Origin of the sequence: Lentibacillus juripiscarius, from assembly GCF_042685205.1 — a bacterium.
Classification (GTDB): Bacteria; Bacillota; Bacilli; order Bacillales; family Amphibacillaceae; genus Lentibacillus; species Lentibacillus juripiscarius.
This window is the reverse complement of the sequence record NZ_JBHUNA010000018.1, coordinates 12,799-32,231: the sequence shown is the minus strand read 5'-3', so window position 1 is coordinate 32,231 and position 19,433 is coordinate 12,799. Positions and strand designations below refer to the sequence as shown.

Sequence of the window (19,433 nt, the reverse complement as noted above, 5' to 3'; positions counted from 1 at the left end):
ATGACTAAAAAAAGGCGTGAGGGATGATGGCTGTCATTGTGTTGAGCATTAGCCTGAAAGGGATTGAACGGTATCAAGTTGATGTGGAGGTACAACTTTTGCCGGGCGATGGCGATTGGGATTATGAAAGAAGCGGGAGATATCAAGGATGCTATTCCGGATGATGCTGCTTTTCTGGGTGTTTTATCGCTGGATGGCACGATAAAACCGGCTTGATGGGATGCTTCCGGCAATCGTTGCTGCCAAAAAAGAAGGAGTCAAGCTATTGTATTTGCCACCAATGCAGGATACGCCGTTCCCTCAAACAGATGGTATGGAGTTTTATTTTGTTGAAACACTTCACGATGTCGTTGCCTCTTTTTCCGGTTAGCTTTCGTCGTTTGCGCTAACTTCTATGCCCTCCTCTGAAACAACCAGTCCTAAGCCAGTAACCTATGACAAGGATTTTCAGCATATACTTAGCCATAAGCAAGCGAAAAGAGCGTTGGAGATTGCTGCTGCGGGAGGTCATAATGTATTAATGACAGGTCCTCCCGGGTGTGGAAAGAGCTTGCTGGCAGAACCATTTCTCTCGATTTTGCCTCTATTAAGCGAGACAAGTCAATTTGATGTCATGAGCATTTATCAGTTGGCTGGTATGACGAATGAAAATTATCAAATCCCACCATTTCGGGATCCGCACCATTCCGCATCGGCTGTTTAGCTAATTGGCGTATTTAACTTGGTCTCATTGGGATGAAAATATGGTAGTATTTGGTTTACAAGGCTGGGGTTGAAAGGAATGCGACAAAAATGAAGAAATCGACCATATTATATATTTATTCCGGTTTATTTTTTATATTATTTTTTGATTTATGGGTAGAGAATTCAGAACAGGCTAGTAATTTTTTTGGTATATGGATTAAACCGTTTATAGATGAACCTAAATTCTCCTTAGTATGGTCTGTCCTTGCTATAGCTGCAATAGTTGTATTGTTTAAATATATATTAGATGCAAAAGAAGAAGAAAAAAAGGATTTAGAAAAAACATTAGAGTCTGAGATGGGGATTTTAATTATGGCCAATAAGGAGTTGGCTGGTTACAGGTTGCAAGATAATCTTATGAGTATTTTAAATAGGTTTGTTCAGCAAAATTCATACGTCAATGCTGCACAATGGTATCAATATATTGAAAATAATCACCAAGGTGAAACAAAGATTAAGCTGAACTTTCAATACGGCTCTGTAGCAGAAGAGGTTAATTTGAATGCTATTCAACAGCTATATTATTATTGCAATACCTCCACTTTGAGAAAGTTTAGAGAAGTAAAAAAGGCATACACGAACGGTGACGCTGATCCATTAGTAGGCTTTATAATTGATGTCCATAATAGTATTGCTTATAAAAGTGAAGAATCACTTACTCAAGAAGATGCTATTTTGTGTTCATTAATGGTACTATCCTTTGAAATACTTGAAAGAGACTTTGGTATAGTTTTTGAGGATTTTTCGGGTTCAAACGCAGACAAATTTCAAAGATTGATAGATGATAACCGAACGGGAATTTTTAGAGCAGCTCTGATGGAGGATGAGTATTATTCTTTCACGCATACACGTGACAATGAAAAGTTTAATCGACAATATATAGCCCGCTTAGTAAAAATAAGGGATGAAAATGTAGTATTTACTATTGTACTGGATTCTAGCATCTTAGATGAGCAAGAATATAAAAAGATTATGCTTAATATTGCTACAGACTTTGAAAGTCTTTTAAAAAATCTTGAAAGAATGTATAATAGAAGTAGTAAAGGAGAAGGTGATTAACATGCCAATCCGAGAAGAAGTTCAAAGAAGTGTTCAAAATAAAGCGACCCAGAAGTCGATTGAAAAAAGACTAACTAGTGCTGGGATAAAAGTACAATCGGGTAAAAAAGCGCCGAAAAAAGGTGAGTTTTCAGGGATAATTAGTAATAGCAAAAGGGTATTAAAGCTTAAATTTTGATATTTTATAAAAAGACGGCATTCACTGTCTTTTTTTTTGTCTGTATAACATATATATACATTGGGTATAAACAGTAAAAGAGGTGTTCCAATGTTATATAAAAACAATAATGAGTTTAATAAAAAGCAGGCGGAAATCATCGGACGTCTAAATAAAGAAGGGATTAGGGTTCGAAAGGGCAAAAAGGAACCCTTGAATAGAGAATATTCGGGGATACTTGGTTATGAAAGTAAGATATTAAAGATAAATTTTCCAAAATAAATATGGCATGTGGTATTAGTTTGGGTGCCTGTCACTTCCCGGATCTTGTCAAATTATGTCGAATGAAGTTTTATTTAAAGATGGCTGCTAGTATGGTGAAACTGGCGGCTTTTTTATGATGTTTGGTTTTTTCGTGGATGAGAAAAAATTTAACGTTTAGTCAAAATAGCATTTTCTGTAGTTCTTTTTTATTGTTTTGTTGTTTATCTTATTGGCATTTTGGCAAAATTGAATTTTCCACCGTTTTAGGCCCTTAAAAGCCAGTTTTAGTGATTCTGTTTTCGAACAAACGTTCTTGACTTTTGATAGAATATAGCTTATCTTATATCAAACCAATGACTAATAAAAAGGTGTGAAAGATAATGGCTGTTATTGTGTCGATTATTGGTCTGAAAGGGATTGAAAGGTATCGAGTTGAAGTGGAGGTGCAGGTTTTTCCAGGGGTGGAAGGGGTTAATGTTGGTTTGCCGGATGCCTCGGTTAAAGAATCTAAAGATCGTGTAATGGCGGCTTTGTATGCGAATGGCTGTGAGGTTCCGGATAAGAAAGTCGTCATTAATTTGTCTTGGCGATGGTGTACACCCCTTTCTTCATCTTATTACCACGGGACCCGCCGCATCTTCTCCAAATTAATAAGAAATTCCCCTTTCAACTAGCTTCCTACTGTTTGATGATAAACCATTTTCACCTGCAAATACGCTCCAAAGAACAGCCCATTTCTAAAGTTATATCACTAATAAACAAATTGAGCCAAAGCAATAGTTAGTGTTCTGAATGCATATAATAAGAGGTGGAATATGCCAAAAATAACTGAATTCTCTGGTATGAAGATATATATGTATTTTGATGATCATGATCCCCTCATTTTCATGTCAGGGGGCAGAATAAAGCAGAAATATATATCGAAAATGGTCGGTATAAAAATGGATGTTTACCAATGAAGAAGCAACGGGATGTAATCATATGGCTTAATAAAAATAATAGTGATATTATGAAGGCATGGAATGATTGTAAGGACGGTAAAATGCCACAAAAGATTCCGCCACTATAAGGAGGGAAATCTTATGCGTGAGATAATTAAGGCAAAATCAATTCCCAATTTGCATGGTTGGCTATTATGTGAATTTGAAAATGGGGAGAAGCGTTTTATTGATATTAGACCCTCCATGATCGGGATACTTGAGAAATTAAAAGACCCGCAATTATTTAGACAGGTTTATGTGGACGATGACGCAGGTACGGTAGCTTGGCCGGAAGATATCCATATTGATCCGGATACGTTATACAATCGTGGCATTCATTCAGGGGAAATACAACGTTTGGCCAAGATTATTAATTCTGATGAGCACGGTGATTGGTTGGAAAGAGCATGAGTGTCATGGGTGTCTGTCATTTCCCGTATTTCGTCAAATGATGTTCAATGAAATAATCATGTGGGCGGGCTGTTGGTCTATCGTACTGATTGTTTCTTAAATGAAAATTCGTTTGAACCATTGTCATACCCAGCTAACTGTACCATCATCGCTCTATCCGCCAGGCACATTCATAAAACAGCTGAACACCTGGAAACGATAACAATATATTCATCATGAAACATTCTTACTTTCATTTTATTATTTATGCAACACTAGTGATGCAAGGTGGATAATCTCGATAAGATGCTTATCACATGATATATAATGAAAAGAGGTTGATGATGCTGTACATCGATTAACCGTTTTGAATAAGAATAATATTATTGGGATCTTAAATACGATACCTACAACTGTTATGAGTGACATATAAAGAGTGGATAGTAAAACTGTTACTATACCGGAAAGATTGGATTCTGGAATGGAGAAATGAGGTGAGTGAATAATGACTAAGCGTCCATTTGTTTTATGGCTAATTTGGCAAAATACCGAAACACGTCAACGATATCATATCGGGAATTTATCAAGCGTGGATGGAGAATTTACTTTTTCTTATGAGTTGAGCGGAAAAAGACGGACTCTTTTAGAAGCAATGGAAAATGGATATCGACCACATCTTGCTTTTCGGGATATTCATAAAGTGTATAAGTCTAATCGTTTGTTTGATGCTTTTACGAGAAGGCTACCAGATAAGCGGAGGCCGGATTTCAAGGAACTCCTTCAATCATATGGATTATCAAATGATTATACAGAAATGGATGTATTACGTACTACGGGTGGAAGATTAGCAACGGATCCTTACGAGTTTGTTGCACCAATATATCGTTATGATAATCATTTTGATTTTGACTTTTATGTAGCAGGTTGGCGGTATTACGAAGGGGAAAACGCCTTAAATGAGTTAAAAGTGGGGGACGAAGTAACATTTGAGCTCGATGAAATGAATCCAGAAGATAAGAAAGCAATTGTTATCATGACTACCCAATCCGGTTATAAGTTAGGATATGTGCCAGCCTTTTATAGTGGCTTTACGTATGATGTTATGAAAAATAATGGAACATACAGAGCAAAAGTAGAGAGTGTTCATCTAGATGCAAAGCCTCAACAAAAGGTGAATATCTCAGTTGTTGGAGAAACTGATATTATTGAATATCAAGGTGCGGAATTTGATATTATGGAGCGGGTTGAATTAGTTTAAATACAAAAATAAGCTGATGAGGGATATCTATCTCCTATCAGCTTTATTTGTGTAGTGTGCTCTTGAAGCAAACTTTGAAAATGTAAACCCTGATTGGGCTACTGCCTATGTATCTGGTGCAAATGGTTAATCCTGTTACTTTCATTGCTAAAATTAATTCCTGTCTCGCCCGAACATGTTAATATGGTGGTAACAGGAGCAAGAGCAATAAGGAAGGGGCGGGTTTTTTTATGGGATTGGTGATTGACTATGTCATTTCCCTTACACATTTATATGGACTGGTCCACAAAGATAAAGTTGCTGAGATATACAATATGCAAAACGATGAAAACGTTGGAGCAGCGGATGTGGATGATAGGGCAAAGAATCATGTGGATGAACTTGGCAAAAACTTTGTTGAATTACATGGAGACTATTTTGTACATGAGGCCATCATGGAATTTGATGAATTCGAACAGGAATTGGCAAAACGTCAGGGTAAGCCATTCTATATCCCGAAACAAAAAGAACTGTTGAAATACAAAGATGATTTTTATTTTGAACGGACGAAGGAATATAAGGCATTGAAAAGATATGTGCAACGGCATTTTTTCAATGGGGATTCGTACAAAGCGGAGATGTTGTGTGAAGATATTCAAGGTGAATGTCAATTTGGTTTTTCATTGGATAATGTTTTCCAGTCATTTGAAAGGGATGGCGTTGTATTTGAAAGTGAGAATCAAGTGCGCGAAGTGATGGAACTTGTTATGGATCTGTCCAATAATGTCCGGTTGTGGGAGAATAACGGATTTACACCACATGAATTGACCAGTCGAACAGAACGGCCAATGCTGAATCCTTTGCCCGAAGAGGAGGCGTATCATGTGATGGCCAAGCCGGGAATAGGCCAGGAAACCAATGCTGCAACACAGGGCGTGAACAAGAAGGTCGGCAGGAATGACCCATGCCCATGTGGGAGCGGGAAAAAATATTAGAAATGTTGTTTGTAAAAGGCATCGTAATGTGTGCCTGTTGATTTGGTGCCTGTCACTTCCCGAGTTTTGTCATTTTATGTCGAAAATTGGCTGTTGGTTTGGTGGTGGCGCGGCAGAGAGACATACTCATGATATGCTTATTGTCCCATCTTGAACTTAGGTGGGACAATGAGCATGTTTCTATTCTTCACGAAGCCATTCTCTTGCTGCTTCCAGTTCTTCCAGCGGATACTGGTATACTTCCACGCCCGGTATAAGTTTTTCTATATTTTCGTTAAGCCCCACAAACGTTTCATCTGCGACAATAGCGCTTTTCTTTATGCTTTTTAAATGGGTAACAATTTTCCAGCCTTTCAACACTGCCTTCGTAGTATTACCATCAATGTTCTTGAAAACAAATAAAATGTTGAGTGGTTCCTCTTGAAGCTTTTTGGCCTTTAAAGCCCTTTCAAATTTTTGTAAGTCATCCTGCGTTGCTGTACCCTCAGTCGTCACTTCCAAAATCTCGCCTTGTTTTTCACCTTTTATTTCCAGCATCTTCTCATCCTCTCATTTACATCTTTGTATATAGTATTTCACTCTAAATGCGTAATGAAACATTTACCTCTAACGATACTTCCCCAACAAAATCTCCCCTCAATGGCTATTATCATGGTATTCATCACCTTGACAAATTCACCAAAAAGAAAAGTGAGAGATCAACCGCTCATAAAGGTCCGATTCTCTTCAACTAACATTCAGTGGTAAAAAGCGCCCCGCCGCAACTGAATGATGTTTCATTTTATCGTCTTGTACTCGCGTATCCGGAATACATGTAATTTTCAGCAGGCAAAGAGTATACTGATTAAGAAGTACTGGTCTATAAGTGTTCGTGTAAAGGGAAGGGGGATACGAGTGCCATTGCAGTCATACTGCCACTAGCAGTAACATTTGGTTCCTCGCTTGGGCTGCCAGCTCTAACCATAGCCTTGCTCACGATACTAATAATCGGGAGCTTTATGGTATTGTTCAGCGGACTGCTCGCAGCCTATTACTTGAGGGACAAGGGACCTGTCCTGACTTGCCCCTATGTCCCACTACAGTCCTTTCACATCAAGTGTTTTTATGAATTGGACAAAGGCTTTAACGATGTTCATCTGGAGGGAATCTTCATGAAAATACATCCAAGTTTTCCGCGTAATCGGATTACCTGTGGGATGATTTAAATTCTTAATGACAAGGTCGGGGTACGGGCGCACGACAAGGTTAGCCATAATGGCGTATCCAAGACCGTTGATTACCATTTCTTTGCATGTTTCGACCTGGTTTACCTGAATATTAATGTTGGGATGTTCTTCATAGTTGCTGTACCACCAATTATCCGCAATAATTTTCATCTTCTCGTCTGTATGATAATCAATACGCGGCATTTTCGGGAGATCGCCCCATGCAAAATTCCATGGTGATGCAATGCATACTTCTTCTTCATAGAGCAATTCTTTCTGATCATTCCAATTGTAGTCCCCTTTGATGAAACTGATATGGACATCATGATTTAGGATCCGCCGGTGTATGTCGCTGCTCCAGCCGGTAACAACCTGGAATTCCACGTTTGGGTAGGTTTGCTTGAAAAGCCGCAGTATTTTTGGCATTTTATTCAAAGCAAAAAAGTTAGACGCCCCCACCCGTAATGTTCCTGTTACTTCTTGTTTCATATTATTCAGTTTTTCCTCAATTTTCGTCTGCTCCCGGAGCATTCTTTTTGCATGAAGCGCGAGTTCTTCTCCTTCAGGTGTGAACGTGATTCCACGCTGTTTCCGAATGATCAGCTGTACGCCATAATACTCTTCAAGACTTTTTATACGTGTTGTTAATGTCGGCTGTGATAAAAATAAATGTTTAGCAGTTTGTGTGATATTACCTGTTGAATACAGAGCATCAAGCATTTCCCAATTTTGATATTTCAACAACATTCATCCCTTTGTTTCTGACATTGAAAAAATTTATGCTTAATTATTAAAATTATATATTTTTATAATTGTAAATTCAACTTTATACTAGTGTTATAGATAATGAAGCAGAGACACAGGAACAACTAGAATGGGGTATGAAAAGGTTTTCGTCATAAGTAACTCATTAAGACAAGGGGTGGATGACTTTGAAAACAGAAGAAACGTTTGTTCCGGGGCTGAAAGGTGTTATTGCTTGTGAAACGGGTATTTCCCTATTGGATACCGAACGGGAAAAGATTAATATCAGAGGGCACGACTTGATTGATCTATCACAGAAAAAGACTTATGCAGACATGGTTTATCTGCTGTTGGAAGGATCACTGCCGGATGACTCAGAAAGAGAGAAGCTGGAGAAAAAACTGAAGGCGCATTATGATGTTCCGGCAAATGTGACGGAGGTACTGGAAATGCTTCCGGAACATACGCACGCCATGGATGGACAGCGTACTGCAATATCCGTACTGGCCGGATATGACGAAAGGATTGATGACCGTTCCACTTCTGTGAACAAAGAACGTGCTTATGAACTATTGGGCCAATTGCCGGCGATAACGGTCAACAGCTATCGCATTCTTCATGGAAAAGAACCTGTAAAGCCGAATCCTGAGCTGTCATACAGTGCGAACTTTTTGTACATGATTACGGGCAAAGAACCGACAGAACGCGAGGAGGAAATTTTTGACAGTTCCCTGTTGCTGTACAGTGAACATGAAATGCCAAACTCAACATTTACCTCAAGGGTGATTGCATCGACGAACTCAGACATGTATGGTGCATTGTCCGGTGCGGTCGCTTCACTGAAAGGGAATTTGCACGGCGGTGCGAATGAAGCTGTGATGCATATGCTGAAGGAGACAGATTCGGTTTCCGGTTTTGAACAATTAATGAAAACAAAATTGGAGAAAAAGGAAAAAATCATGGGCTTCGGGCACCGGGTATATATGAATAGAATGGATCCGCGTGCATTGGTGATGAAAGAATCTCTGAAACAGCTTTGTGATATAAAAGGTGACAACACACTTCTTGAAATGTGTGAAGCCGGTGAAGATATTATGAAAGAAGAAAAAGGGTTGTATCCGAATCTTGACTATTATGCTGCACCAGTATATTGGATGTTAGGTGTTCCAATTCCATTATATACACCAATCTTTTTCAGCTCCCGAGCTGCCGGCTTGTGCGCGCATATTATCGAACAGCATGACAACAACCGCCTATTCCGGCCGCGTGTAAAATATACCGGAAAAGAATTGGAGTAAAGTCAGCTGATTCCTACTTATAGAGGGCAATCGGTGAATTGCCGGTTGCTTCCAGTTTTGCCGCATGAACACACACAAATATATAAAAGAGAAAGGACGTTGACAATGGAATTGGTAAAAGATCAACGGAAAGTCGATACGGTATTGGAAGAAATAGCAGATTATGTCTTAAATAAAGAAATTACCAGTGAGGAAGCTTTTTCAACTGCACATTATGTGTTGTTAGATACACTTGGCTGCGGGATTCTTGCATTGGATTATCCGGAATGCACGAAACTTTTGGGGCCAATTGTTCCTGGCACGACGGTTCCTGATGGGGCACGGGTTCCAGGTACGCCCCATGTGCTTGACCCTGTACAAGGGGCATTTAATATTGGCGCGATGATTCGCTGGCTTGATTATAATGATACGTGGCTTGCTGCAGAATGGGGACATCCATCAGACAACTTAGGAGGCATTCTTGCTGTGGCTGATTATCTCAGCAGGAAACGCATCCGCAATGGAGAGGGTCCGGTAGAGATTCGTGAAGTGCTGGAGATGATGATTAAGGCACATGAAATTCAAGGTATTCTTGCATTGGAAAACAGTTTGAATCGCGTGGGACTTGATCATGTGCTGTATGTGAAAATAGCGACGACAGCTGTTGTTGCAAAAATGCTCGGCGGAAGCAAGGAAGAAATCATGAACGCCTTGTCTAACGCATGGATTGATAATTCCAGTTTGCGAACCTATCGCCATGCACCAAATACCGGTTCAAGAAAATCTTGGGCTGCAGGAGACGCTACAAGCAGAGGCGTTCGCCTGGCAATGATGGCTGTACAGGGTGAGATGGGCTATGCGACTGCGTTAAGTGCACCTGGCTGGGGTTTTCAGGATGTGCTGTTTCATAAGCAGGAATTAACGATAAGCCAGCCATTCGACAGCTATGTCATGGAGAATGTATTATTTAAAGTAGCGTACCCCGCTGAGTTTCATGCGCAAACAGCAGCAGAGGCTGCAGTACAGCTTCATCCGGAAGTGAAAGCCCGTTTGGATGACATTGATCAAATAACCATCACGACCCATGAGTCTGCTATCCGGATTATCGATAAAAAAGGACCGCTTTACAATCCTGCAGACCGTGACCATTGCATTCAGTATATTACGGCAATTGGACTTTTAAAAGGCAATGTGACAGCAGAGGATTATGAAGAAGAAGCGGCCGCTGATCCAATAATTGATACATTGCGGGAAAAAATGATTTTGACAGAAGACAAAACATATACGGAGGATTATCTAGATCCGGAAAAACGTTCGATTGCAAATGCCGTTCAAATTCATTTTAAAGATGGCACCGTAACAGATAATGTGGAAGTGGAATATCCATTGGGCCACAGGTTCAGAAGGGAAGAGGCAATGCCTGAATTACGGAAAAAGTATTCCTTTAATCTTTCTGCGACGTATGCAAAGAAACAGCAGCAGGAAATTGAGAAAGTAAGTTTTGACTACCAGAAACTTACTGGAATGGCGGTTCATGAATTTGTAGATCTTTTCGTCTAAGTAAAAAGGGGGCAAAAACATATGGCATGGATTGTTGATCCTTCATCAACACAAGAAGAATTAGCAGCACAGTTTAAAGAACGAATAGCAGGCGAGGATATTTTGCAAATCCCTGGTTCCCATGATTCGATGGCCGCACTGATGGCTAAAAAAGCAGGTTTTCAGTCACTCTACCTGTCGGGCGGAGCATATACCGCAAGCCTTGGAATTCCTGACCTTGGGATGATTACGTCAACTGAGGTGGCAGAACGAGCGAAAGAATTGGTCCGCGCCGCAAACCTGCCAGTACTCGTTGATATTGATACAGGTTTTGGCGGTGTGCTGAATGTTGCCCGAACCGCTGCAGAAATGTATGAAGCAAAAGTCGCTGCAGTGCAAATTGAGGACCAACAGTTGCCTAAAAAGTGTGGACACTTAAACGGAAAACGGCTTGTTTCAAAAGAAGAAATGGCACAAAAAATTAAAACGATCAAAAAGGTGGCACCATCGCTTGTTGTTGTTGCAAGAACGGATGCAAAGGCAATAGAAGGTGTAGATGCTGCCATCGAACGTGCTAAATTTTATGTAGAGGCAGGAGCAGATGCTATTTTTCCGGAAGCATTGAAAACGGAAGAAGAATTCCACCTATTTTCGGAAAGAATCGATGTCCCACTGCTGGCCAATATGACGGAATTCGGCAGAACACCATATTTCACCGCCCAGGAATTTCAGGATATGGGCATGAGCATGGTCATCTACCCAGTAACATCAATGCGGGTAGCCGCCAAAGCATATGAACGCATTTTCAAGATGATCATGGAAGAAGGGACACAAAAAGAAGGCCTTTCCGACATGCAGACACGGGAAGAGCTATATGACACCATATCCCATTACGGATTTGAAGAACTGGACAACAATATTGCCAAAACGATTTTGGAAGATATTAAAATTGACTCGTAAAACCTGCTACAATATCAAACAGCCTGCCTTGAAAAATTACAAAGCAGGCTGTTTGTTTTTTGTGGCTAGGAGGTGCCTGTCATTTCCCGAATTATCTCTTGTTTATCGAAAGCGAGAGCAGTCCCAATTCGAGCGAGAGCGGCTGCAACTCGAGCGAGAGCGGCTGTAACTCGAGCGAGAGCAGTCCCGACTCGAGCGGGAGCGGCCGCAACTCGAGCGAGAGCGGCTGCAACTCGAGCGAGAGTGGTTGCAACTCGAGCGAGGAGCGGGTCAACTCGAGCGAGAGCGGTCACAACTCGAGCGAGAGCGGTCACAACTCGAGCGGGAGCGGTCGTAACTCGAGCGGGAGCAGCTGCAAGTCGAGCGAGAGCGGTCGCAACACGAGCGGGAAGCGGCTGCAAGTCGAGCGAGAGCGGTCGCAACTCGAGCGAGAGTGGTCTCAACTCGAGCGGGAGCGGTCTCAACTCGAGCGAGAAGCGGTCTCAACTCGAGCGAGAAGCGGGTCAACTCGAGCGAGAGCGGTCGCAACTCGAGCGGGAAGCGGGTCAACTCGAGCGAGAGCGGTCGTAACTCGAGCGAGGGCGGCTGTAACTCGAGCGATAGCGGCTGTAACTCGAGCGATAGCGGTTGCAACTCGAGCGGGAGTGGTCGCAACTCGAGCGATAGCGGGTGCAACACGAGCGAGGAGCGGGTCAACTCGAGCGAGGGGCGACTGCAACTCGAGCGAGGGCGGCCTCAACTCGAGCGAGAGCGGTGCAACTCGACCAGTAAAGAAACGATATGATTTTTTAACTAGCTGCGTTTATTGTTTCACTTCTGCTCAGAAATGAAACCATATAACCAATTTGGGAATAGACACATATCATGCTGTAGACCATTTTAAAGAAAAGAGGCAATACGCATGATTTCATTTGGATTGTTTACTGGAAAAGTTACGGGAGTACACAATGTTCAAAGCGGGGACTTTCAAAACGGTTGTGTGCAAATGGTTGAACTTCAAAATGAAGAAGGTGCTCTGGCCCATTTTATCGTAAGTCCGGATACGTATGTTCTTCACCAGGAAATGATTTCTGTCGGCGATATCGTAACAGGCTATTACGATGCCAACGCACCTATGATCATGATTTATCCACCCCAATACCCAGCCCTTGTCATGGTAAAAGAGCATGCCGGCCACCATGTGAAAGTGAGTTATTTTAACACAGCGCTTGTAAGCGAGGACAACCGATTAGCATTAAATCCGGATTCTTCTACCCGGATTGTGACAACCAATGGGCAAGCCTTTATGGGAGAACTTGGTGGCAACCATTTGGTCGTCGTCTATGGCCCTTCAACCAAAAGTATTCCAGCCCGGACCATACCTTATCAGATTGTGGTGCTATGTAAGTGATCCAAACGGGCGTTAGAGATGGCGAAGTACTCCATTTGACCGGAGCCAGGTTCATGGTCCACTCTGTTTTATCTCCTGCTAAATTGGTGTTGGCGGCCAAGTTTTTAATTGAGTTAACATCTTCCATATACTGCAGGGGGTGATTATTGCATTCATTCTTGGATCTCCTCACTTAAAAATGTTCACTAAATTAGTTTACTTATTTTAGAATTTCCGTATATAGTACTAGTAGTAACGCTAAACAGCAATGAAGAGGAGAGATTACATTGGGACGAGTAGTAGGGACTGTATCACGTGGCCTTCGTTGCCCGATCATCCATCAAGGAGACAATATTGAGGAGATCGTCGTCGATAGTGTATTGCAGGCAGCAGACCAGGAAGGATTCCCCATTAAGGATAAGGATATTGTGTCGATCACCGAATCGATTGTTGCCCGTGCGCAGGGAAACTATGCAACGGTTGCTGATATTGCTCAGGATGTTCAGTCAAAATTTGGCGATGAAACCATTGGTGTCGTGTTTCCGATATTAAGCCGGAACCGTTTCGCTGTTTGTCTTCGTGGGATTGCCAAGGGCGCGAAAAAGATTGTGCTGATGCTTAGTTACCCATCAGATGAGGTGGGCAACCATTTAGTCAGTCTTGATGAACTGGATGCCAAGGGCGTGAACCCGTGGACGGATGTGCTGACTGAACAGCAATTCCGCGACTATTTTGGATATAAAAAACATACATTTACCGGTGTTGATTATATTGATTTTTATAAATCATTGGTAGAGGAATATGGTATTGAGTGTGACGTTATTTTTGCCAACAATGCACAGACGATTCTGGATTACACCGGCCATGTTCTCGCCTGTGATATCCATAGCCGTGTCCGGACTAAACGTCTGTTAAAGGAAAACGGCGGAGAAACGGTGTACAGTCTGGACGATATTTTGAGTTCTTCGGTCAATGGCAGTGGATACAATGCGGAATACGGACTGCTTGGATCGAATAAATCAACCGCGGATCAGGTTAAATTGTTCCCGCGCGATTGCCAGCCGGTCGTGGAAACTATCCAGCAAATGCTTACGAATAAAACGGGTAAACAGGTCGAGGTTATGGTTTATGGTGACGGTGCGTTCAAAGACCCTATTGGAAAAATATGGGAACTGGCCGATCCAGTCGTTTCGCCAGCATTTACGGCAGGGCTTAATGGCACCCCTAATGAAACGAAATTAAAATACCTTGCTGATAATCAATTTTCCGATTTAAAAGGGGAGGAATTGCAGCAAGCGATCACCACGTTTATTGATGAGCAGGATGATAGTTCATCGGACGCGATGGATGCACAAGGAACGACGCCACGGAACCTGACTGATTTAGTCGGTTCGCTGTCTGATTTAACATCCGGAAGCGGGGACAAAGGAACCCCGATTGTTTATATTCAAGGGTATTTTGATAATTATACGAAATAATTGGTGACGAGCATGGTGCAAGGTGCTGTAGCAAAAAAGGCATAGTGATAAATGGATGGTCCGTGATTAAAAAACAGAGCGACACAGCACGCCTATCAAAGGAGACAATGTATGATGAAACCGAGCAAAATCGTCGACTTAACCATGGATCTCAATCATCAGACGCCCATTTTTCCGGGAGATCCAACGCCACATATATACCCAGCAGCAACGCACGAAAATGATGGGTATAGTGTGCATCATCTTCACATCGCTTCCCACACGGGGACGCATGTGGATGCACCTTACCATTTTTACGAAGATGGCTCTCGTATCGATCAGCTGGAACCGGATATGTTCATCGGGCCTGGCGTTATCATTCCGGTATTCGAAAAAAACGAGCAGGAAGCGATTACGCTCGCAGACACAGCCGCGTTTATCAAGCAGGTTCATCCTGGCAATATCGTGTTGTTTCATACTGGATGGGATCAATATGCCGGGACAGAAAAATATCATCGGCATCCCTACATCCACCAGGAAGTAGCGCGAGCGCTGCTTGACCAAGGAGTTCGTGTTATCGGGATCGATGCGTTGAACCCGGATAAGACCGGTGGTGACAATTTTGGCGTGCATGAGGAAATATTGGGGCGGGGCGGTGTCATTATTGAAAATTTGACCAACCTGGCGGCGATTGATTTTCCGAACCCGATCATTTCAATGTTGCCACTGAACCTGTCCGATGGAGACGGTTCACCGGTACGGGCGGTTGCGATGCAAGGTTAGAGGGGTTCGGTGTGCCTGTTTGGGTGTGCCTGTCACCACCCGAATTTTGTCGAACCATATTGATGTATGGAATTTCAAATAAACAGGCCAGGAAACGCTTATCCTGGCCTGTTCCTATTACATTTTTTATAATTCACCAAAGGGGTAAAATACAGGGATATCTTCGTATTTTAACCTTGTAAATCGTGGAGTAACAGCCTTCTGCTAAATCCCGGTCAATTAAAAGTTGAAACAAGAAGGGTTTTGTTTTGACCTATGTGTAAAGTTGATAAAGTTTGACACTAAAGGTTCCAATACTTGGACTGGATTTCTTTAGCTTTATTGATATATTCTTTCTGCGTACTATATAATTCATCAGTAGGCAGGGTATGCAAAGCTTGAGCAAAAGGATCTTCAACCTCTGTTTTGACCCCACTCATCTCCTCAACAATTGCGTGTGAGCAGAATGGTACATATGCTGAGCTATATCCACCTTCATGACAAGCAACAAATTTACCTTCACAATGCTTGTTGGCAATATTCATCATGAATCTGGTCATATGTTTGAACCCTTCCGCACTTACCATCATCCTTGCAAGCGGGTCAAACATACTTGGGTCTTGTCCTGCAGATATTAACACAAGTTCGGGTTTGAATTGGTCTGCCACAGGTTTAACAATTTCCTTCATCGCATGGAGGTAACCGGCGTTTCCAGTACCAGCGGGAAGTGGTATGTTGATATTGAAGCCACTGCCGGCGCCTGTTCCAGTATGTTCTGCGCTACCACGTTCAGGTGGATAGTTTCGATCCTGGTGCAAAGAAATAAACATAACGTTTGGATCATCGTAAAAGGCTGATTCTGTACCATTGCCATGATGTACATCCCAATCAAGAATTAGTATCCTCTCGAGTCCCAAATGTTTACGTGCATATTTGGCAGCGATAGCAACATTATTAAATAAGCAAAATCCCATTCCAAGATCTGCCTCCGCATGGTGTCCTGGAGGGCGGGTTAGTGCATAAGCGTTATCAACTTCATCATTCATGACTGCTTTTACTGCTGTTATAGCCCCACCTGCAGATAGCTTAGCAATGCCATATGAATCCTTGCCTACCAATGCGTTCTCTCCGGCATCACCGTATCCAATTTCACTTAATTCCCTAATCCTTTCAATGTACTCATAGTCATGATAGAGCTGAATGTCATCCAAAGTTGCAGGGCGAGGTTTAATTTGAGTTAAATGATCCATCAAACCACTGCGTTCTAGTAAATTCTTAAAACGACGTTTCGTGTCTGGGTTTTCCGAATGGACATCTGATTCAATCCACCCACCAGGCGGCATAAATAATGCTCCGTTTCCTGTATTATGCCAAAAGTAGCTTTCATCGCAAAGAAATCCAGTCTTTCTCGTCAAATTTAATTCCCCCATAATAATTTTGAACCTCTATATAGACTATTTATAAGAGAACTTAATTATGACAAGCTAGTTTTTAATAGAAATCCTAGTGGTATGTCAATAAACTTTACAATTTACTTTAAGAAACATCATCTCGGACAACCAGATAAACCCACATGAAATCGAAATAGCAACCGAAGCTACCTGAATTAGATACTCCTTTAGATTCATCTAACTTTTCTATCAATTCATCCAAGCAGGAAGGAGTTCACAGAAAGATATAGAAGCTTATCAGAAGAAAATCAATAGGAGGATTCCATGAAAAAACAATTACTTACGGCAGTGATCAGCGGGGCAGTTATACTAGGGGGTTCCACTTTTAATCCACCTGTTGCAGATGCAGCAGGAAAGGGACCAGAACACCAAGGGAATGAAACAGTCAACACGCAGATTTTGCATTCATACAAGGAAATGATGTCTGATCTTGAGAGACAGAACAAAAAGCAAGAACACATGGAAGTGGAAGTGATTGGGCAGACGGTTAAAGGACGGGATATTCCGCTGGTAAAATATTTGAACAATCCTGACAATCCTACTATTTTATATCTTGCTCAGCAGCACGGAGATGAGGCGTTGACTACCAAGGGTATGCTTGATTTCATTAAATCACTTGGCACTGGAAAAATGAAAGATGTGCTGGAAGGTGTCAACATTTTGATGATTCCGATGTACAATGCCGACGGTGCAATGGCAGATGTGAACTACGAGTTGGAGGGCTATGCAGCAAAAGGGCCGCGTCACTTAACACGCTACAATGCTAATCATGTCGATCTTAACCGGGACCATGCAGAACGCACTCAGCCGGAAACACAAGCTCTACATCAGAATGTGTTGCAGAAATATGATATAGACTACATGATGGACTTGCATCACCAGGGAGCGCAATGGGTGAAGGACGGAAAGTATGTATCCGGTGCTATTTTTTATCCTCACCCTAATCATACCAATGAAGACGTGCTTTACCGGTCAAAGCAGCTTGGAGCAGTTGTATATGACGCGATTGAACCAAAAGGCTGGGGACACCTGGCAAAGTATGCCGGCAAGGGCTCCACATATAGCCCGGGAATCGGTGTGTATGGTATTGCCAATCAGTATGATATTTCCACGTTTTTATTTGAAATGCGCGGAACCGCCGACAATGCCAATGACTTTGAAGTACTCGGTCAAAAAAGTAACGGCTACCTGACGAAACAAACGGTCGTGGCTATGGAAGAAACAGCCCGCTCAATTAGCAGCGGAGCTATTCTTAAGGAAGATATCTCTTTCTGGGGAGATCTGCCGGTACAGGAATCAATTTTGGAAGATTAGAGGGTATGGGTGCTTGTCACAGAGTAACCGACAAAGGTAGAACGAGGAAGAATAGTAATGTCTATAGTAATGTCTTTCTAAGGCTGAGTAACGTGATTCTATTGAATGCGCGCGCCTGTTTTCTAGCCGACCTCTGGATTTTGTAGAATTAGTAGATTTGAGAACGGTAAACAAATACTGAAGTCAGTTAGGAATCCATAGTTAGTCCGAGACATCAGCACCTGGAACTAAAAAAGGTTTTACCGTCATCGATTGCTGATAACATGGATCGAAAAGCAGGGGTTTAGAAAAATGGCCGATCACTAAATAGATAATTAGTCGGCTCTGCTACCGTACTTTTGTACCATTTTCTGCTGGTTTTTCAAAACCCGTTGACGATACATTGTTGTTTTGCTATTATTTAGTAAATTAAATCAACATATTTATGATGAGGGAAGAGTATTTGGAGAAACCCCTTTAAACGTGTGGTTACTGTTATTGTAGCCATAGTTTTTAGTTGGGTTTCTTTTCTGTTTATCTTGAGTTTTGTGTAACTGATAGAAATAGAATACGCCTGTATTTCTGGGCGTTTTCTTATAAACTCCTTAGTAAACTTGACATGAAGAGGGGGGGAGTGAGTTTTGTCTGACTGAGGAGAAAAATGATAACAGGAGGTAAGAAGTGTATGAAAAGGTTATTCAAGCAAACTGCCATTTTGTCGGTTGCCGTTATGGGTTTCTTCTTTCTGTCACCTATCGAAAAAGCACTTGCAGCACAAGATAACAACTATGAAAATACTATCAAAACGATTGCACATAGAGGTTCGTCTGGTCATGCTCCGGAAAATACAATTGCTGCTTATGATTTGGGGTTCGAACAGAAAGCGGATTATATTGAAATAGACGTCCAAATGACAAAAGACGATAAATTGGTTAGTATCCACGACACCACTGTGAATCGTACAACAGACGGTACTGGTAGTGTAGGTGATTACACTTTGGAAGAACTGAGAAACCTTGATGCGGGAAGCTGGTATGATGAGTCGTTTGCTGGTGAGAAAATTCCAACCTTTGAAGAAATACTGGACCGTTATAGGGGGAAAATTGGTATTCTCATTGAGCTTAAGAGCCCGGGACTTTACCCTGGAGTTGAGCAGAAGGTTGCAGATGCTTTAATCGAACGTAACATGCATAAACCAAATAACAATAAAATCATTGTTCAATCCTTTAATCATGATTCGGTAAAAAGGTTCCATAGCATACTGCCTTCCATGCCGGTTGGGGTGCTGGTAGGATATGGCCAGGCAGAAAACGGTGAAATCACCGATGAGCATCTTGAAGGATATGCAGCATATGCGGATTATGTCAATCCAAATAAAAGCTTGCTGGACCATGATACGGTAGACCGTATCCATCAACATGGGCTAAAAACATGGCCATATACAATTGTTGACCAGGAATGGGTTGATCGGTTAATGGGTTATGGGGTAGATGGCATTATTACGGATTATCCAGAACTTATGGATTTCCGTTAAGGGAACAGGTGGATAG

General features: G+C 41.9%; 22 protein-coding genes and 1 pseudogene. 19 read left to right on the top strand and 4 right to left on the bottom strand.

What is annotated here, in order from left to right; all coding sequences use genetic code 11:
- The first annotated feature begins 63 nt into the window (after window positions 1-63).
- From ACFSUO_RS07980 to ACFSUO_RS07930, 11 genes and pseudogenes are all read left to right on the top strand, one after another.
- The gene (locus ACFSUO_RS07980) at window positions 64-216 is read left to right on the top strand and encodes a hypothetical protein (RefSeq protein WP_382392840.1); all 153 of its coding nucleotides are present in this window, start codon (window positions 64-66) and stop codon (window positions 214-216) included.
- Between the two features lie 4 nt (window positions 217-220).
- Window positions 221-370, top strand: coding sequence for a hypothetical protein (locus ACFSUO_RS07975; protein WP_382392838.1), 150 nt, complete (start codon window positions 221-223; stop codon window positions 368-370).
- Window positions 371-394: 24 nt separating this feature from the next.
- On the top strand, window positions 395-703 hold the full coding sequence (locus ACFSUO_RS07970; protein WP_382392836.1) for an ATP-binding protein: 309 nt from the start codon (window positions 395-397) through the stop codon (window positions 701-703).
- Window positions 704-792: 89 nt separating this feature from the next.
- Entirely contained in the window at window positions 793-1,803 is a 1,011-nt protein-coding gene (locus tag ACFSUO_RS07965) for a hypothetical protein (protein WP_382392834.1), read from the top strand.
- Window position 1,804: 1 nt separating this feature from the next.
- Window positions 1,805-1,981 carry a hypothetical protein gene (locus tag ACFSUO_RS07960; RefSeq protein ID WP_382392832.1) on the top strand — a complete coding sequence of 59 codons (177 nt, stop codon included), beginning with the start codon at window positions 1,805-1,807 and terminating at the stop codon, window positions 1,979-1,981.
- Between the two features lie 90 nt (window positions 1,982-2,071).
- Window positions 2,072-2,242 (top strand): hypothetical protein, encoded by a 171-nt coding sequence (locus ACFSUO_RS07955; protein WP_156418734.1) that lies wholly within the window; start codon window positions 2,072-2,074, stop codon window positions 2,240-2,242.
- A gap of 362 nt (window positions 2,243-2,604) precedes the next feature.
- Window positions 2,605-2,898, top strand: a complete 294-nt coding sequence (locus tag ACFSUO_RS07950; protein ID WP_382392830.1) for a magnesium chelatase domain-containing protein — start codon at window positions 2,605-2,607, stop codon at window positions 2,896-2,898.
- A gap of 215 nt (window positions 2,899-3,113) precedes the next feature.
- A pseudogene (locus ACFSUO_RS07945) lies at window positions 3,114-3,293 on the top strand (DUF4160 domain-containing protein); the annotation flags it as partial.
- A gap of 13 nt (window positions 3,294-3,306) precedes the next feature.
- A complete protein-coding gene (locus ACFSUO_RS07940) occupies window positions 3,307-3,615 on the top strand; it encodes a DUF2442 domain-containing protein (protein WP_382392828.1) in 309 nt (102 codons plus the stop codon).
- 484 nt (window positions 3,616-4,099) lie between these two features.
- On the top strand, window positions 4,100-4,852 hold the full coding sequence (locus ACFSUO_RS07935) for an HIRAN domain-containing protein (RefSeq protein ID WP_382392826.1): 753 nt from the start codon (window positions 4,100-4,102) through the stop codon (window positions 4,850-4,852).
- A gap of 230 nt (window positions 4,853-5,082) precedes the next feature.
- On the top strand, window positions 5,083-5,826 hold the full coding sequence (locus tag ACFSUO_RS07930) for a YecA family protein (protein WP_382392824.1): 744 nt from the start codon (window positions 5,083-5,085) through the stop codon (window positions 5,824-5,826).
- A gap of 180 nt (window positions 5,827-6,006) precedes the next feature.
- On the opposite strand, the gene ACFSUO_RS07925 is transcribed toward ACFSUO_RS07930, so the two are convergent.
- Complete coding sequence (locus tag ACFSUO_RS07925; protein ID WP_382392822.1) at window positions 6,007-6,363, bottom strand: SpoIIAA family protein; 357 nt, start codon at window positions 6,361-6,363, stop codon at window positions 6,007-6,009.
- Between the two features lie 539 nt (window positions 6,364-6,902).
- A complete protein-coding gene (locus ACFSUO_RS07920) occupies window positions 6,903-7,778 on the bottom strand; it encodes a LysR family transcriptional regulator (protein ID WP_382392820.1) in 876 nt (291 codons plus the stop codon).
- Between the two features lie 185 nt (window positions 7,779-7,963).
- Between ACFSUO_RS07920 and mmgD the strand changes: the two genes are divergently transcribed.
- The 3 genes from mmgD to prpB all read left to right on the top strand — a co-directional run bounded on the left by mmgD (window position 7,964) and on the right by prpB (window position 11,551).
- On the top strand, window positions 7,964-9,073 hold the full coding sequence (gene mmgD / locus ACFSUO_RS07915; protein ID WP_382392818.1) for a citrate synthase: 1,110 nt from the start codon (window positions 7,964-7,966) through the stop codon (window positions 9,071-9,073).
- 105 nt (window positions 9,074-9,178) lie between these two features.
- Window positions 9,179-10,612, top strand: a complete 1,434-nt coding sequence (locus tag ACFSUO_RS07910; protein WP_382392816.1) for a bifunctional 2-methylcitrate dehydratase/aconitate hydratase — start codon at window positions 9,179-9,181, stop codon at window positions 10,610-10,612.
- A gap of 21 nt (window positions 10,613-10,633) precedes the next feature.
- Window positions 10,634-11,551, top strand: a complete 918-nt coding sequence (gene prpB, locus ACFSUO_RS07905) for a methylisocitrate lyase (RefSeq protein WP_382392814.1) — start codon at window positions 10,634-10,636, stop codon at window positions 11,549-11,551.
- Window positions 11,552-11,642: 91 nt separating this feature from the next.
- On the opposite strand, the gene ACFSUO_RS07900 is transcribed toward prpB, so the two are convergent.
- Complete coding sequence (locus ACFSUO_RS07900) at window positions 11,643-11,804, bottom strand: hypothetical protein (protein ID WP_382392812.1); 162 nt, start codon at window positions 11,802-11,804, stop codon at window positions 11,643-11,645.
- A 648-nt stretch (window positions 11,805-12,452) separates the two neighbouring features.
- Between ACFSUO_RS07900 and ACFSUO_RS07895 the strand changes: the two genes are divergently transcribed.
- The 3 genes from ACFSUO_RS07895 to ACFSUO_RS07885 all read left to right on the top strand — a co-directional run bounded on the left by ACFSUO_RS07895 (window position 12,453) and on the right by ACFSUO_RS07885 (window position 15,160).
- A complete protein-coding gene (locus ACFSUO_RS07895) occupies window positions 12,453-12,941 on the top strand; it encodes a hypothetical protein (RefSeq protein ID WP_382392810.1) in 489 nt (162 codons plus the stop codon).
- 266 nt (window positions 12,942-13,207) lie between these two features.
- Entirely contained in the window at window positions 13,208-14,398 is a 1,191-nt protein-coding gene (locus tag ACFSUO_RS07890) for a coenzyme F420-0:L-glutamate ligase (RefSeq protein ID WP_382392808.1), read from the top strand.
- Window positions 14,399-14,512: 114 nt separating this feature from the next.
- Window positions 14,513-15,160 (top strand): cyclase family protein, encoded by a 648-nt coding sequence (locus ACFSUO_RS07885; protein ID WP_382392806.1) that lies wholly within the window; start codon window positions 14,513-14,515, stop codon window positions 15,158-15,160.
- Between the two features lie 281 nt (window positions 15,161-15,441).
- On the opposite strand, the gene ACFSUO_RS07880 is transcribed toward ACFSUO_RS07885, so the two are convergent.
- Window positions 15,442-16,554, bottom strand: a complete 1,113-nt coding sequence (locus ACFSUO_RS07880) for a class II histone deacetylase (RefSeq protein ID WP_382392804.1) — start codon at window positions 16,552-16,554, stop codon at window positions 15,442-15,444.
- 300 nt (window positions 16,555-16,854) lie between these two features.
- Here ACFSUO_RS07880 and ACFSUO_RS07875 point away from each other — a divergent pair, with 300 nt between their 5' ends.
- Both ACFSUO_RS07875 and ACFSUO_RS07870 read left to right on the top strand, forming a co-directional pair.
- Window positions 16,855-17,904 carry a M14 family zinc carboxypeptidase gene (locus tag ACFSUO_RS07875; protein ID WP_382392802.1) on the top strand — a complete coding sequence of 350 codons (1,050 nt, stop codon included), beginning with the start codon at window positions 16,855-16,857 and terminating at the stop codon, window positions 17,902-17,904.
- A 664-nt stretch (window positions 17,905-18,568) separates the two neighbouring features.
- Window positions 18,569-19,417: a glycerophosphodiester phosphodiesterase gene (locus ACFSUO_RS07870; RefSeq protein ID WP_382392800.1), complete on the top strand. Its 849-nt coding sequence runs from the start codon at window positions 18,569-18,571 to the stop codon at window positions 19,415-19,417.
- The last annotated feature ends 16 nt before the right edge of the window (window positions 19,418-19,433 follow it).